The organism is Saccharopolyspora gloriosae (genome assembly GCF_014203325.1).
GTDB lineage: Bacteria > Actinomycetota > Actinomycetes > Mycobacteriales > Pseudonocardiaceae > Saccharopolyspora_C > Saccharopolyspora_C gloriosae.
This window is the reverse complement of the sequence record NZ_JACHIV010000001.1, coordinates 3715965-3730541: the sequence shown is the minus strand read 5'-3', so window position 1 is coordinate 3730541 and position 14577 is coordinate 3715965. Positions and strand designations below refer to the sequence as shown.

Below are 14577 nucleotides of genomic sequence, written 5' to 3'. Positions count from 1 at the left end.
TCCGGACGATCCCCCTCGTGCTCCGACGGCCGCCGGGCCTTTCCCCACCCCTGCGCGCCGTCGTCCCCTCGACCCGAAAGCGAGCGGTCATGCGCGTAAACGCTGCCGTGCTGGAGCAGTACGGCGACCCACTGCGGCTCCGTGAACTGGAGCTCGACGAACCGGGCCCGCAGGAGGTCCTGGTGCGGATCGCCGCCACCGGCGTCTGCGCCAGCGACGCCCACACCCGAGCAGGGCGGATTCCCTCGCCGCTGCCGGTCGTGCTCGGTCACGAAGGCGCGGGGGTGGTGGTGGCCACCGGTTCCGAGGTCGGCCACGTCGCGGCCGGCGACCACGTCGCGCTGTCCTGGATGCCCAGCTGCGGGCGTTGCCGGCACTGCGAGGGAGGGCGGCCGGTGCTGTGCGCGGTCAGCGCGCCCGCGCTGCTCGGCGGAACGCTGATGGACGGCGGCGTCCGGATGCGCGACGAGGGCCGCGACGTGCACCACTACTCGTTCCTGTCCACGTTCGCCGACCACGCGGTGGTGCCCGCGGCCAGCGCGGTGCGGATCCGCGACGACGTGCCGCTGGCGGTGGCCGCGCTGGTCGGCTGCGGGGTGCTCACCGGGTACGGCTCTGTGGTGAACCGAGCGAAGGTCGCACCCGGCAGCTCGGTGTTGATCTACGGCGCGGGCGGGGTGGGGCTGAGCGCGGTGATGGCGGCCTGCAACTCCGGTGCGCTGCGGGTCATCGTGGTCGACCCGAAGGCGGACAAGCGCGACGGTGCGACCGCGTTCGGCGCCACCCACGTGATCGACCCGAGCGAACGGCCGGTCGTGGAGACGGTGCGCGCGATGACCGACGGGCTCGGCGCGGACGTGTCCATCGATGCGGTCGGCGGCGAAGGCGTGCTGGGGGAGGCGTTCGACGCGACCGCGACCGGGGGCACCATCGTCTGCGTCGGCGTCCCCGGCCCGGACGCCTACGCGGCGGTGCCGGGCGCGCGGTTCGTGCGCGAGGAGAAGTACCTCACCGGCAGCCTCTACGGGTCGAGCCGTCCGGGCCAGGACATCCCCGCGTTGTTGAACCTGTTCGCGGCCGGGCGGCTTCCGGTGGACAAGCTGATCTCCCGGACGTATCCGCTGGAACGCATCAACGACACCTTCGACGACATGCTCGCCGGGGAGCTCCGGCGCGGCGTCGTGGTGCTCGACGAGGCCCTCGCCTGGTGAGCGGGGCATCCGCGCCCGGCCCGCGTTCGCCCGCGGTGCGCCAGGCCTTCGAAGTGCTCGACGTGCTCGGCGAATCGCCGGAAGGACTGCGGCTCAACGAGATCCTGCACCGCGTGGACCTGCCGAAGACCACCGCGCACCGGCTGCTGCGGACCTTGGTGGACGTCGGCGCGGTGGTGCACCGGGCCGGAGCCGGCACCTACCGGATCGGGCCCGGGATGGCCGCGTACTCCCGGACCGCGGAGGACACGGGGCTGCTCGGGGCGTTCCACTCGCTCGCCGAGCGGCTGCGCGGCGGACTCGGCGAGCCGGTGCGGCTCGGCGTGCTCACCGGTACCGACGTCACCTTCATCGCGCAGGTCGGCGAGCCCGCCCGGACCCGCCGGTCGCCCGCGCACGCGTCGGCGACCGGCAGGGCGCTGCTCGCCTTCGGCGGCGCGGACGAGCGCGCGGCGGCGCTCGCCCCGCACCACGGCACCGAGGCGGAGACGTTGCGCGCGCAGCTGGCCGAGATCCGCGTGCGGGGCTACGCGGTGGAGCGGCGCGCGGGCCACGGGTGGTGCCTCGCCGCGCCGGTGCTCGGCCGCCGCGGGCGCGGGCTGGCCGCGATCAGCGCGTGCACGGCGGGCGACGCTCCGCACGAACGCGCGGACGAGCTCGTGGGTGGCGCCGCCGAGATGACCCGGCGGTTGTGAGGCCGCCGCGAGCTCACCGCGACACGACGACCCCGCGCCACCGGCGCGAGAAACCGGCACGAGGAGAGCGCATGAACACGACCCGCCGACTGGACGGCCGCATCGCGCAGGGCTGGGGTGGCGGAAAACCCCACGGCTGCCACGTGAACGTCGTGCTGGCCGACCGGGGCAGCCCGACGGCTGCGGCGATGATGACCACCTACACGGCCCCGGCCGAGGGCTTCACCCCGATCCTGGTGTCGGTGGGCCCGGACCAGCCGTCCTACGAGACGGTGCACCCGCCGACGCTGATGATGAACAAGGCCCGCGCCGACCCAGGCCTCATCGCGGGGGCCTGCCAGGTGGGCATCGCGCAGGGAGTGCTCGACGTGGTCGCAGCGGGAACCCTGGTGGCGGACCAGGAAACGCTGGTGTTCGTCTCGATCTGGCTCGACCCGGACGCCGCGGACGAGACGGCCGCGAAGCGCTCCAGCAGGGAGGCCACCCGCAACGCCGTCGGCGAGGCCACCACCGGCCGGGACCCGGCCGCGGTCGAACGGCTCGTCGGCGAACGCGACGGGCTCACCCACCCGTTCTACGGCGGCGACCCGGGGTGATCGGCCCGGTGGCCCGTCACGGCTTGCGGGCGACTCCGGCGAGCACGATCTCGTCGACCGGTTGCGCCGGTGCGAGGTGCGGGCCGTCCGGCCACCAGTCGCGCAGCAGCGTCAAGCCGGGCTCGACGAACTCCAGCCCGGTGAACAGCCGCTCGATCTCCTCGCGGGAGCGGAAGTTGGCCGACCCCATGGAGCTGGCGCGGAAAGTCTCGGAGATGTAGCGGGCGATGCCGCTGCCTTCGCCGCCGTCGGCGGGATCGTGCCAGTGCGTCAGCGCCAGGTAGGAACCGGAGGGCAGCGCGTCGACGTAGTCGCGCATGATCTCGTGCGGGCGCTGCTCGTCGGTGACGTGGTGGATGGTCGAGCACTGGATCAGCGCCAGCGGCTTGCGCAGGTCGAGGCGCCTCGCGATCCGCGGGTCGGCGAGCAGCTCGGCCGGTCGGGTCAGGTCGCCGTCGACGAAGTGGGTGCGGTCGTTCTCCTCCAGCAGGGCGCGCCCGTGCGCCGCGACGATCGGGTCGTTGTCCACGTAGACCACTGTGGAGTCGCGGTTGAACCGCTGCGCCGCCTCGTGGGTGTTCTCCTGCGTGGGCAGCCCCGAACCGCAGTCCAGGAACTGGTCGATGCCCGCCTTCGCGAGGAATCGCACCGCCCGGATCAGCCACGCCCGGTGCTCCTGGGCGAAGGCCAGCGTCTGCGGGATCCGGTCGATCACCGCACCGGCGACGGCCTGGTCCACCTCGTAGTTGTCCTTGCCGCCGAGGAAGACGTCGTACACCCGCGCGATGCTCGCCGTCGACTGGTCGATCTCCGGCTTCGCCGTCCGTTCCGCACTCATCGCGCTGCTCCCCACCGCTGTCGCTCCGGCACCACGCGTGAACATACCGGGCCACCCGATGCCGCCCGTTACGCGGCACGGCCGCGGTTCTGATCGGCGTCGAGCCGGTGCGCGCGGTCGGAGCCGGGACCTGCGGGCGCCGCGCGCGCTCGGCCGCGAAGACTTCGGGGGAGCGGCCCGGACGTCGACCGCACCCGCGAGCGCCGGGTGGCGGGGCGGTCCGCGGATTCCCTACGCTCCGATGCGCGCACGGGTGTCGGGTTCCGCCCACAACCGGTAGAACGGTGTCCTCCGGGTAGATCGTCAACGAGGAAGGAGGCCGGACGTGCAGGGCGGCTCCGAGTCGAACCTCGCGGTCACGATGGCCGAGATGTCGCGGGACCTGCTGGCCCAGGACACCGTGCAGCGCACCCTGGACCGCATCGTCGAGCACGCGATCGACCTCGTCGACGGTTGCGAGCACGCGGGCATCCTGCTGCTGCAGAAGGGGAAGGTCGAGACGCTGGCCGTCAGCGACGACCTGGTGCGCCGCTCGGATCGCATCCAGGCCGAGCTGCGCGAAGGCCCGTGCTTCGACGCGGCCGCCAACAGCGAGCAGGTGTACCGCATCGCCGACCTCAACGACACCCAGCAGCGCTGGCCGCGCTACGGCCCGCGGGCCCGCGACCTCGGCATCGGCAGCATGATGGGCTTCCTGCTCTACACCGACGCCGACGAGTTCGGAGCGCTCGACCTGTACTCCTCGCGTCCCGGCGCCTTCATCGAGCGGGCCGAACTGACGGGCTGGCTGGTGGCTTCGCACGCCGCGGTCGCGATGTCCTCGGCGCGGCTCGGGGCGCAACTGCACTCGTCCATCACCACCCGGCAGGTCATCGGGGAAGCGCTCGGCATCGTGATGGAGCGCTACAAGGTCGGCGAGGACCAGGCCTTCGAGGTGTTGAAGACCGGCTCGCAGCACCGCAACGTCAAACTGCGCGAGATCGCCGAGCAGATCACCCGCACCGGCGAGGTCCCCGGAGAGCGCTAGCAGGCTCGCCGTGGACCGCGCTCAGCCGGGTGATCACCGCGAAGTGGCCGGGTCATGCTCTGGCCGCTGCTCCAGCGCGATCCGCAGCGGGTCGACCCCCGGCGGGTCGCGGGACCAGTCCGTCTGCAGTCATGCAGCCGACGTTGCTCATCCGCCACGGCCTCCGAATGCGATCAGCCTCGCGGCGGCGTTCGACCGCAGGAACCGCTCGCCGCGATCCCGTCCGGGCGCGATTGCCTCGGCGCACCAACGTGTTCACCGAGCAGAGTCTCCTGTGGACGGTCCGCGTGCGAACTCCGGTGATCACGGATCTCCTGATATACCGGGATTTCAGTTCGTGAGCGTGGCGAGCGGATTCGGCGTCGACTGGGATTCCTCCTAGGGGACGGCTTGATCCGGCTTCGTCACCGCTCGGTGACGCGTTCGACTCGGCCGACCAGTACGACGTAGGACAGGATTCCGAGCAGGGTGACCGCGGTCATGTAGGCGAAGGCCGGGGTGAAGCTGACGTCGGTGACCAGGAACCCGATCACGATCGGCGTCGCGATCGACGACAGGTTGCCGATGAAGTTGAACATGCCGCCGGTGAGCCCGAGCAGCCGTTCCGGTGCCAGCGCCGACACGAGCGACCAGGTGATGGAGGCGAGGCCGTTGCCGAAGAACGCCACCGACAGGAACACGATCACCAGGGCCGTCGAGTCGGTGAAGCTCGCGCCCACCATCAGCGTGCTCAGCAGCAGGCCGACGACGATGGGCGCCTTGCGCGCCAGGCCGAGCGACGTTCCCCGGCGCAGCAGGAAGTCCGAGACGACGCCCGAGGTCAGCACTCCGATCAGCGCGGCCACGAACGGCAGCGCGGCGAGGAAACCGGACTCGATGTAGTCCATGCCGCGGTACTCCACCAGGTAGGTCGGGAACCAGGTGAGGAAGAACCACAGCGTCGAGGTCAGGCAGAACTGGCCCAGGTAGATGCCCCACAGCTTCCGCCGCCCGAGCACGGTGGCGAGGTCGCCGCGGGTGATCCGGGCGCGTTTGGGCTGCTCGTCGACGAGGTCGACCAGCCCGCCGCCGGAGCTGATCAGCTCGATCTCGGCGGCGTTGGCCCGCGACTCGCGCGGTTCCCGGTAGGCGAGGTACCAGACGGCGCCCCAGACGATCCCGACCAGGCCGGTGAGGATGAAGACCCAGTGCCAGGACACCGCGGCCTGCAACCACGACAGCACCGGAGTCAGCATCGCGAGGCCGATGAACTGGCCGGACGTGTAGAAGCCGATCGCGGTCGCGCGTTCCCGCTCCGGGAACCACACCGTGGCGACCCGGCTGTTGATCGGGTAGGCGGGGGCTTCGCAGGCGCCGACCAGCAGCCGTAAGACGATCAGCGCGACGAAACCGCCGACCATGCCCATGAACACCGTCGCCAGCGACCACAGCACCAGGCACAGCGGGTAGAGCACGCGCGGCCGGATCCGGTCCACGAGCCAGCCGCCGGGCAGCTGCATCGCCGCGTAGGTCCAGCCGAACGCCGAGAGCAGCAGGCCCTGCTGGGCCTTCGACAGGTCCATCTCCTCGGCGATGGCGGGCAGCGCGATCGAGAGGTTCGAGCGGTCCAGGTAGTTGATCACGACGGTGCCGAACAGCAGCACCGCGATGAGCACGCGGGCGCGGGAAGCGGAGCGAGCGGTCGTTGCGGTGTCGGTCATGTCGCTCACCACTCCGCCACGGATCCGTCGGCGTGCCGCCACACCGGGTTGCGCCAGCGGTGCCCTTCGGCGGCGCGCTCGGCGACGTAGGCCTCGTTGATCTCGATGCCCAGTCCGGGTCCGGTCGGGATCGCGACCTGCCCGGCGTCGTAGGTGAACACCGCCGGGTCGACCAGGTAGTCCAGCAGGTCGTTGGAGGTGTTGTAGTGGATGCCGAGGCTCTGCTCCTGGATCGTGGCGTTGTGGCAGCCCGCGTCGATCTGCAGGCAGGCGGCCAGCGCGATCGGCCCGAGCGGGCAGTGCAGCGCCAGCGCCACGTCGTGGGCCTCCGCCATGTGCGCGATCTTGCGGGCCTCGGTGATCCCGCCGCAGTGCGACGGGTCGGGCTGCACGATGTCCACCGCCCCGGAGGCCAGCACCGACTTGAAGTCCCACCGCGAGTACAGCCGCTCGCCCAGCGCGATCGGGATCGGCGAACCCCGCAGCACGCCGGCGAAATCGTCCAGGTGCTCGGAGAGCACCGGTTCCTCGACGAACATCAACCGGTAGGGCTCCAACTCGCGCAGCAGCACCTTGGCCATCGGCCGGTGCACGCGGCCGTGGAAGTCCACGCCGATGCCGATGTCGGGGCCGACGGCCTCCCGCACCGCGGCGACGTTGGCCACGCACCGGTCGACCTCGGCCCAGCTGTCCAGGTACTGGAGTTCCTGGGTGCCGTTCATCTTCACCGCGGTGAAGCCGCGTTCGACCACCGCGGCGGCGGCCTGCGCGGTCTCGGCGGGGCGGTCGCCGCCGATCCACGAGTAGACCTTGATCCGGTCCCGCACCCGGCCGCCGAGCAGGTCGTGCACCGGCACCCCGAGCGCCTTGCCGCGGATGTCCCACAGCGCCTGGTCGATCCCGGCGAGCGCGCTCATGTGGATGCCGCCGCCCCGGTAGAACCCGCCGCGGTAGAGCACCGTCCAGATGTCCTCGATCCGGGACGGGTCCTGGCCGATGAGGTAGTCGGAGAGCTCGTCGACGGTGGCGGCCACCGCGTCGGCGCGGCCCTCCAGGACCGGCTCGCCCCACCCGACGACGCCTTCGTCGGTCTCGATCTTCAGGAACAGCCAGCGCGGCGGAACCTGATATGTCGTCATTGACGTGATCTTCATGGCTCTTCCTTCTCCGGAGCACGTTCGGGGTGAGTTGCGCGGCGGGTCGTTCGGCGGTGCTCATCGGCTTCGGCGCCGACGTGGCGAGCCCGCGAGCCGGGTTCCTCAGCCGGTTCCGGCGGTCCAGGCCCGGCGGAACGCGGCTGCTCGGGCGCGGACCCGTTCGGGACCGTCGCCCGGCCGGTAGAGCGCGGAGCCGAGGCCCGCGCCGCCCGCTCCGGCCGCCGCCCAGGCGGCGAGGCCGGTCTCGTCGACTCCGCCGACGGGGAGCAGTTCGACGTCGGGCGGCAGGACCGCGCGCCACGCCTTCATCCCGGCGATGCCGATCGAGTCGGCGGGGAACAGCTTGAGGTGGCGTGCTCCGGCGGCGACGGCGGCGAACGCCTCGGTCGGCGTGGCCACGCCGGGGTAGGGGCGCAGCCCCGCGTCCACGGCCGCCGCGATGACCGCGCCATCCGCGTTGGGCGCGACGACGATCCGCGCACCGGCGTCGCGGGCGCGCGCCACGTCCTCCACGTCGAGCACGGTGCCGGCGCCCACCACGCACCGGTCGCCCACGGCGGCGGCGAGGCGCGCGACCGAGGTGAACGGCTCCGGGGAGTTCAGCGGTACTTCGATGGCGTCGATGCCCTCGTCGGCGAGGACTTCGCCGATGCCGGCCACGTCGCCGGGGGTGACGCCGCGCAGGATCGCGACCAGTCCGGTGCTTGCCATTGCCGCTCCTGTTCCTCGATGTCGCGGGGGACGATGCTCGGTCATGACCCGTTCCGCCCGGACGAGCCCAGGAGTCCGGTCGACAGCGCGATCCGCCACAGCCCGCGCGCCGCCACGTCCTCGGTGAGCACGGTCGGGACGATGTCGTGCGCGGCCAGTGCCGCCGCGTACCGGCGGCACAGGTCCTCGGTGCCGCACAGCACCACCGGGCCCGCGCCGACGGTCGGCGCGAGGTGGCCGACCTCGTCGGCGATGAGCACGCCGGAGACGTAGTCGGGCACCGAGGCCGGATCGAGCAGCCCGTCGAGCACCAGCGGCCGGGCGCCGAAGAGTTCGGTGGACAGTCCGCGCGAACGGTCGGCGGCCAGTCCGCGCGCGAACGCCGCGTCGTCGCGGCGCGCTCCGGCGGCGGTGCGGGCGAGGATGCCGCCGGTGGTGAGCAGGCCGAACAGCTCGCCGGACATCGCCGTGGCGAACGAGACGACCTTGCCGCCGTCCACCCGCACCCACTTGCCGTGCGTGCCGGGCAGCACCAGCGTGACCGCCTCGGCGGGGGAGCCCAGTGCCTCCAGCGCACCGACGATCTGGGTCTCCTCGCCGCGGATGACGTCGCCCGGGCGGCCGTGCTGGGACGGTGTCCGCAGCCCGGGAACGAGGTGGGCGGCACCGCCGCGGTGCTCGACCCGCGTGAGCGCGCCGGAGCCGAAGCGGAGCTCGGCGGGGGCGGTGAGGTAGCCCGCCTCGGCCCAGCCCTGCGCGCTGCCGACCATCCCGCACGCGAGCACCGGCAGCTCCGGGTGCGCGGTGACCCACTCGCCGCACGCCGACCAGAACGCGGTCTCGTACGCGCGGGCCCGCGCGTCGGCGTCGCGGACGTCGAGCCCCGCCGTGGTCGGCAGCAGGCCCAGTTCGGGTCGGCGGGTGGCGAGGATTCCGCCGTCGCCGTCGAGCAGCCAGGCGCGCTGGGCGGTGGTCCCCCAATCGAGCGCGATCAGGCTCGCAGCGGCGTCGGTCATGGGCGGAACTGTGCGAGATGATTCCCGATAATGCGAATACGGTCCCGATATGTAGGATCGCGGCATGGTTTCCGAGGACGCCGCCGAGCTGCCGGCACCCGGACGCTGGCCAAGGGGCTCGCCGTGGTCCGCGCCGTCGCCGACGGCGCCACCGACCTGCGGGCCCTCGTCGAGCGCACCGGTCTGGGCCGCAGCACCGCGCACCGGCTGGCGCAGCTGCTGGTCCGGGAGGGGTACTTGCGCACCGGCCGGGACGGCTACGCGCTCGGGCCGACGCTGATCGAACTCGGATTCCAGGCGCTGCACGGCAATCCGCTGCCGGTGGTGGCGCGGCCCGTGCTGGAGGAGCTCTCTGAGCAGTTGCAGGACACCGTGCACCTCGCCGTCCGCGACGGCGCCTCGGTGCTCTACCTCGACAAGCTGCCCGGTTCCCGGGGTGCGGAGATGCGTTCGCGCATCGGGCACCGGATGCCGCTGACCCGCACCGGGGTCGGCATGGCGCTGCTGCTGGACTCGCCGCAGGAGTGGGAACCGTTGTACGAAGCCGAAACCCCGGTCGAACCCGGCGCGGCGCGCGGCGGGGACATCGACGCGTTCACCGCCAGGATGCGCGAGTACGTCGACTCGCAGGTGGCGATGGACACCGAGGACAACGAGCCGGGCATCCGCTGCGTCGCGGCGCCGATCCGGGACGCGGCGGGCGACCTGGTCGGCGCGATCAGCGTCTCGGCGACCCGGCCGTACATGCCCGCCGCCCGGATGCGCGGCCTGGTGAAGGTGGTCGGCCGCAGCGCCCAGGGCATTTCGGCCGCCCTGGGCCATCGCGCATCGTGACCGCCTGTCTTTGATCTCGGATTCCCAGTGAGCGACGTTGTCGGTCGTTGTCTTGTCAGCGGCGGAGCCGCTGAGCAGCGACCGGCTTGAGCAAGAAGACCACCGGCGGGTTCTCAGCGGTTTCCTGTTTCCTCGCGAGGACGGCTTTTTCCTCGTGGCGGAGCCACTTGGAAAAAAGATCCCGCAGCGAGGAAACCGCTGAGGTTCCGCTACCCGGCCCACTGCTCAAGCCAAGATCAAAGACAGGCGGTGGAGGTCATCGTCCGGTGGGGACCCAGTTCCCGTGGAAACCGTTCGGCACCCGGGTGGGCAGGTGCACCGCGGCGACGGTGTCGAGGCCGGCCGCGTCGAGGATCAGCAGGTCGCTGCGGGATTCCCGCTTGTCGTGGACGAAGCCCATCAGGACGCCGTCGTCCTCGGTGGAATCCGGGGTGCGGGGTTCGAAGACGAACTCGCCGATCTCCGTGCCGGGCGGGAACTCCCGCGTCGTGGTCGTGCCCTCCCGCAGGTCGTGCTTGAGCAGGGCGGATCCCTGCTCCAGTCTGCGCCCGACCGCGGGCGCGTAGCCGTAGCGGTGCCGCCGTCCGACGAGTCGTTCGTCGACCCTGGGGAATTCCTGGGGCCGATCGTCGAGGCGTTGTTCGCGCACCTTCCCGGCGGTGAGGTCGACGGTCCAGCGATCCAGCGCGGGCGGCCCGTCGTCGGGGCCGCGCCGGTCGGCGTCGAACATCTTCGGGTGCCGCACCACGTCGAGCACCACGGTCGCGCCGTCGTCGTAGGCGTTCATGGGGTGGAAGACGTAGCACGGTTCGACCTCGAACCAGCGCACGTCGGCACTGCCGCCGTCGCGCGGCATGACGCCGACCCGCGCCGGGTAGCGCGGGTCCCAGCGGTACGGGAACCCGGTGTTGGCGCCGCCCCGGTCGGCGGCCATCGCGGCGATCGGATCGGGCACCCGGACCTTGCCGATGATCGCGGACAGCACCAGTTGCGCGGGCCTGCGCAGCAGCGGCGGCACCGTGGTCCGCGAAGCCTCCCGGACGTCGAAGGTGACGGGTAAGTCGTAGAACACCACGTGGTTCTCGGTCAGCGAGAAGTCGTGCATCATCGGCGATCCGGTGACCTCGATGTCGACGCTGCGCCTGCACCGGCCGTCGACGCCGATGACCGAGTACTGCACGGTGTTGCCGCGGCCGAAGAAGTACGACACGGCGTGCAGCTCGCCGGTGGCGGGGTCCCGCTTGGGGTGGGCGGTGTAGCCGCCGGTCAAGGTGCCGTCGAAGTCGCACGGGCCGACGGTGTCGAGCTCGTCGGTGAGCTCGTAGTTCGCGACGCCGCCTTCGACGAGCGCCAGGGTGCGCCCGGCGTGCTCGATGACGTTGGTGTTCGCGCCGAGCGTGTTCAGCCCGGCCCGGTGCTTGCGGCCGCCCGGCAGGGGTTCGCCGAGCCGTGCGGCGACTTCCGGCGAGCGCACCCACCGGTTCCGGTACCACTCGGCGCGGCCGTCGCGCAGCCGGAGCCCGTGCACCATGCCGTCGCCCATGAACCAGTGGTAGGTGGCCGGATCGACTTCGCCGAGCGGGTTGGGGCCGTTGCGCAGGTAGCGCCCGTCGAGGTGTTCCGGGATCGACCCGGTGACGGCCACCTCGGTCAGCGTGTGCTCCTGGGTGACGGGGGCGAAGTTGCCGTTCAGGTAGGGGTTGTCGCTCATGATCGAGCTCCGTCCTGTTCATAACGCTGTTATGCGGCTAACATAACGGCGTTATGGGAGGTTGGCAAGAGTGAGCACCACGGACAAGAGCGGCGCGAGCATGCGGGATCGGCTCGTGGAGACCGCGGTACGACTGCTCGTCGAAGAAGGTCCGGCGGTGCTGCAGGCCCGCAGGCTCGCGCGCGAGGTCGACGCGTCGACGATGGCCGTCTACCACCACTTCGGCGGGATGCCGCAGCTGCTCGCCGCGGTCGTCGACGAGGGCTTCCGGCGATTGGACGGCCGCCTCGCGGCGGTGCCGATCACCGACGACCCCATCACCGATCTGGGCGGCCTCGCGCTGGCCTACCGCGCCGCCGCTCGGGACAACCCCCACCTCTACGACCTGATGTTCGGCCTACCGGCGTCCGGGGGTTCCGCCGGCGAGTCGGAGGTGGCCGAGCGCGCCTACGGGCATCTCGTCGCCGCCGCCGACCGGGCCGTCGGCGCGGGCCGGATCCGGGAGCAGGAACCGGCCCGCGCCGCCGCGCAGCTGTGGAGCATGCTGCACGGTTACGTGACCCTCGAACTGTCCGGGCACTTCGACCGGTTCGACGATCTGGAGCAGGTGTTCATCCCGATGGCCGTCAACCTGATCGTCGGCTTGGGGGACGCGTCCGATCGCGCCGCGCGTTCCTGGTCCCGGATTCAGCACTGAGAACCGCGGACCGTCCTTTGAGGACTGATCGGTGATCGGGCGGGTCGCCCGGATGTCGCAATGACGTGCCCTTTCCCTTGACCGGCCCCGCGGTCGGCTGAACACTGGCCGCCGGTCTTGATCGAATCGTTTCGACCCGCTTCCGGCCGAGCCCGCGGCGGATCGCCCCGCTGCGGACGGACGAGCCGGTGGCGCAACGACGACGAAGGGGTCGCATGTCCACGAACGAGATCGACCGGCGCACGTTCGGCAAGGCGGCGGGCGTCGCCGGATTCACCGCACTGGCCTGGAGTCCGGGCACCGCGGCGCAAGCGGCGGGCGAACCGATCACGACGAGCTCGCCCGACGGCTCGATCACCGCGCAGTTCCGGTTGCAGGAGGGGACACCGCAGTACCGCATCACCCGCGGCACCCAGGTCGTGCTCGACTGGTCGGGCATGGGCTTCGAACTCGGCGACCGGCGCTTGGGCGAGGCCGCCGAGCTGGTGGGCATCGCCCACGACGAACTGGACGAGACCTGGCGGCCGGTGTGGGGCTCGTCGGCCGAGATCCGCAGCCACTGCCGCAGCACCGTGGTGCGGCTGCACGAACAGGTCGACTTCGACGTCGAGTTCCGCGTGTTCGACGACGGCGTCGGATTCCGCTACTTCTTCCCGCAGCAGCCCGACCTCGGCGATTTCGAGGTGCTCGACGAGCACACCGAGTTCCGCTTCACCGCCGACCACACCGCGTGGTCCACCCCGGCCAACTACGACTCCGTCGAATACCTCTACACCGAGACGCCCCTGACCGGCGCGGGGAAGCTGCACCCCTGGCAGGAACCCCGCGAGGACGCCGAACGGCTCGGCGACCTCGCGACGCCGCTGACGCTGCGGGTCGCCGACGACCTGTACCTCGCGGTGCACGAGGCCGCGCTGCTGAGCTACCCGGACATGACGCTCACCAAGATCGACGGCGGGCCGGGGTTGCGCAGCGCGCTGGTGCCGCGCAAGGGCGAAGGGCGGCGGAAGGCGTTGCTGCGCACGCCCTTCCCGACTCCGTGGCGGGCGTTCCTGATCGGCCGCGAGCCGGGTGCGCTGGTCGAGTCGAACCTGGTGCTCAACCTCAACGAGCCCTGCGCGATCGAGGACACCTCGTGGATCGCGCCCGGCAAGTTCCTCGGCGTGTGGTGGGAGATCCACAAGGGACGCAACACCTGGATCGAGGGCCCGGACCTGGGCGCGAGCACCGAGAACGTGCTGCGCGCGGTGGATTTCGCCGCGGACAACGGGATTCCCTACGTGCTGGCCGAAGGCTGGAACAAGGGCTGGAAGACCGGCGGCGACTTCGGCGACGACCAGGACTTCCTCACGCCGAACGAGCAGCTGGACCTGCGTCAGGTGCTCGACCGCTGCCGCGAGCGCGGGGTGGCGTTCCTCGCGCACAACGAGACCGGCGGCGGCGTCGACAACTACGAGCGGCAGCTCGACCAGGCCTTCGCCCTCTACGCCGAGCTCGGAATGCCGGGCGTGAAGACCGGCTACGCCGGGGACATCGACGCGCACCACCACCACGACCAGTGGATGGTGGAGCACTACCAGCGGGTGATCCACAAGGCCGCCCGGCACCGGCTGCTGATCAACGCGCACGAGCCGATCAAGGGCACCGGCATCGAGCGCACCTACCCGAACTTCGTCTCCCGCGAAGGCGCCCGCGGCATCGAGTACGACGCCTGGTCGCAGGGGAACCCGCCGGAGCACACGGTGACGCTGCCGTTCACCACCATGCTGGCCGGGCCGTTCGACTACACGCCGGGGATCTTCGACATCACCTGGTTCCCGCCGCAGAGCCCGCAGGACGACCACGGCGACAGCAACGACGGCACCCGCGTGCACACGACCCGCGCGCACCAGCTCGCGCTGTACCCGGTGCTGCTGAGCGGGTTGCAGCAGCTCGCGGACGTGCCGGAGCACTACGAGGGCGTGCCGGAGTTCGAGTTCCTGCGGCAGGTCCCGGTGTCCTGGGACGAGACCCGCGTGCTGCACGGCGAGATCGGCGACTTCATCACGATGGCGCGGCGCAGCGGCCCGGCGTGGTTCGTGGGCTCGCTGACCGACGAGCAGCAGCGGACGCTGGAGATCCCGCTGGACTTCCTCGGCGACGGCCGGTACGTGGCGCACTTCTACCGGGACGCTCCCGGCACCGACGTCGAGACCAACCCGAACGAGGTGGAGGTGGACCACCGCCTCGTCGACGCGAGCACCGTGATCCGCGCCGAGCTCGCCGGAGGCGGCGGGCACGCCCTGCACCTCGCGCCCGCGGGGCAGGACGACGCGCACCTGCCCGAGTACCGGTGACCGAACGCGGGCGCGCACCGGCCACGGCGGCGCGCGCCCGCGTTCCCC

Annotated in this window: 13 protein-coding genes; 7 read left to right on the top strand and 6 right to left on the bottom strand. The window is 71.6% G+C overall.

The window, feature by feature from the left end; translation table 11 throughout:
- Positions 1-89: 89 nt before the first annotated feature.
- The 3 genes from BJ969_RS16520 to BJ969_RS16510 all read left to right on the top strand — a co-directional run bounded on the left by BJ969_RS16520 (position 90) and on the right by BJ969_RS16510 (position 2502).
- Positions 90-1211: a zinc-binding dehydrogenase gene (locus BJ969_RS16520; RefSeq protein ID WP_184479798.1), complete on the top strand. Its 1122-nt coding sequence runs from the start codon at positions 90-92 to the stop codon at positions 1209-1211.
- Entirely contained in the window at positions 1208-1906 is a 699-nt protein-coding gene (locus BJ969_RS16515; protein ID WP_184479797.1) for a helix-turn-helix domain-containing protein, read from the top strand. The genes BJ969_RS16520 and BJ969_RS16515 overlap by 4 nt, the downstream gene beginning before the upstream one ends.
- Positions 1907-1977: 71 nt before the next feature.
- Positions 1978-2502 carry a formaldehyde-activating enzyme gene (locus BJ969_RS16510; RefSeq protein WP_184479796.1) on the top strand — a complete coding sequence of 175 codons (525 nt, stop codon included), beginning with the start codon at positions 1978-1980 and terminating at the stop codon, positions 2500-2502.
- Between the two features lie 16 nt (positions 2503-2518).
- Here BJ969_RS16510 and BJ969_RS16505 read toward each other — a convergent pair whose 3' ends face one another.
- On the bottom strand, positions 2519-3340 hold the full coding sequence (locus BJ969_RS16505) for an SAM-dependent methyltransferase (RefSeq protein WP_184479795.1): 822 nt from the start codon (positions 3338-3340) through the stop codon (positions 2519-2521).
- Positions 3341-3665: 325 nt separating this feature from the next.
- Here BJ969_RS16505 and BJ969_RS16500 point away from each other — a divergent pair, with 325 nt between their 5' ends.
- Positions 3666-4367 (top strand): GAF and ANTAR domain-containing protein, encoded by a 702-nt coding sequence (locus tag BJ969_RS16500; RefSeq protein WP_343071444.1) that lies wholly within the window; start codon positions 3666-3668, stop codon positions 4365-4367.
- Between the two features lie 404 nt (positions 4368-4771).
- Here BJ969_RS16500 and BJ969_RS16495 read toward each other — a convergent pair whose 3' ends face one another.
- The 4 genes from BJ969_RS16495 to BJ969_RS16480 all read right to left on the bottom strand — a co-directional run bounded on the left by BJ969_RS16495 (position 4772) and on the right by BJ969_RS16480 (position 8951).
- Positions 4772-6067 carry an MFS transporter gene (locus tag BJ969_RS16495; protein ID WP_184479794.1) on the bottom strand — a complete coding sequence of 432 codons (1296 nt, stop codon included), beginning with the start codon at positions 6065-6067 and terminating at the stop codon, positions 4772-4774.
- A gap of 5 nt (positions 6068-6072) precedes the next feature.
- Positions 6073-7221 carry a galactonate dehydratase gene (dgoD, locus tag BJ969_RS16490; RefSeq protein WP_184479793.1) on the bottom strand — a complete coding sequence of 383 codons (1149 nt, stop codon included), beginning with the start codon at positions 7219-7221 and terminating at the stop codon, positions 6073-6075.
- 105 nt (positions 7222-7326) lie between these two features.
- Positions 7327-7935, bottom strand: coding sequence for a 2-dehydro-3-deoxy-6-phosphogalactonate aldolase (locus BJ969_RS16485; protein ID WP_184479792.1), 609 nt, complete (start codon positions 7933-7935; stop codon positions 7327-7329).
- A gap of 41 nt (positions 7936-7976) precedes the next feature.
- Positions 7977-8951: a 2-dehydro-3-deoxygalactonokinase gene (locus BJ969_RS16480; RefSeq protein WP_184479791.1), complete on the bottom strand. Its 975-nt coding sequence runs from the start codon at positions 8949-8951 to the stop codon at positions 7977-7979.
- 123 nt (positions 8952-9074) lie between these two features.
- Between BJ969_RS16480 and BJ969_RS16475 the strand changes: the two genes are divergently transcribed.
- Complete coding sequence (locus BJ969_RS16475) at positions 9075-9785, top strand: IclR family transcriptional regulator (RefSeq protein WP_425503559.1); 711 nt, start codon at positions 9075-9077, stop codon at positions 9783-9785.
- Between the two features lie 256 nt (positions 9786-10041).
- Here the strand turns inward: BJ969_RS16475 and BJ969_RS16470 are convergent, their stop codons facing one another.
- Positions 10042-11496, bottom strand: coding sequence for a carotenoid oxygenase family protein (locus tag BJ969_RS16470; RefSeq protein WP_184479789.1), 1455 nt, complete (start codon positions 11494-11496; stop codon positions 10042-10044).
- Positions 11497-11566: 70 nt separating this feature from the next.
- Between BJ969_RS16470 and BJ969_RS16465 the strand changes: the two genes are divergently transcribed.
- Together BJ969_RS16465 and BJ969_RS16460 are read left to right on the top strand one after the other, a co-directional pair.
- Positions 11567-12193, top strand: a complete 627-nt coding sequence (locus BJ969_RS16465) for a TetR/AcrR family transcriptional regulator (protein WP_343071443.1) — start codon at positions 11567-11569, stop codon at positions 12191-12193.
- Positions 12194-12408: 215 nt separating this feature from the next.
- The gene (locus BJ969_RS16460; RefSeq protein ID WP_184479788.1) at positions 12409-14529 is read left to right on the top strand and encodes a glycoside hydrolase family 97 protein; all 2121 of its coding nucleotides are present in this window, start codon (positions 12409-12411) and stop codon (positions 14527-14529) included.
- The last annotated feature ends 48 nt before the right edge of the window (positions 14530-14577 follow it).

What these genes read in the sequence shown, in the direction of transcription:
- BJ969_RS16485 (WP_184479792.1), bottom strand. Translation starts at nt 7,935, where the DNA reads ATGGCAAGCACCGGACTGGTCGCGATCCTGCGCGGCGTCACCCCCGGC.
- BJ969_RS16460 (WP_184479788.1), top strand. Translation starts at nt 12,409, where the DNA reads ATGTCCACGAACGAGATCGACCGGCGCACGTTCGGCAAGGCGGCGGGC.
- dgoD (WP_184479793.1), bottom strand. Translation starts at nt 7,221, where the DNA reads ATGAAGATCACGTCAATGACGACATATCAGGTTCCGCCGCGCTGGCTG.
- BJ969_RS16520 (WP_184479798.1), top strand. Translation starts at nt 90, where the DNA reads ATGCGCGTAAACGCTGCCGTGCTGGAGCAGTACGGCGACCCACTGCGG.
- BJ969_RS16470 (WP_184479789.1), bottom strand. Translation starts at nt 11,496, where the DNA reads ATGAGCGACAACCCCTACCTGAACGGCAACTTCGCCCCCGTCACCCAG.
- BJ969_RS16480 (WP_184479791.1), bottom strand. Translation starts at nt 8,951, where the DNA reads ATGACCGACGCCGCTGCGAGCCTGATCGCGCTCGATTGGGGGACCACC.
- BJ969_RS16510 (WP_184479796.1), top strand. Translation starts at nt 1,978, where the DNA reads ATGAACACGACCCGCCGACTGGACGGCCGCATCGCGCAGGGCTGGGGT.
- BJ969_RS16495 (WP_184479794.1), bottom strand. Translation starts at nt 6,067, where the DNA reads ATGACCGACACCGCAACGACCGCTCGCTCCGCTTCCCGCGCCCGCGTG.
- BJ969_RS16505 (WP_184479795.1), bottom strand. Translation starts at nt 3,340, where the DNA reads ATGAGTGCGGAACGGACGGCGAAGCCGGAGATCGACCAGTCGACGGCG.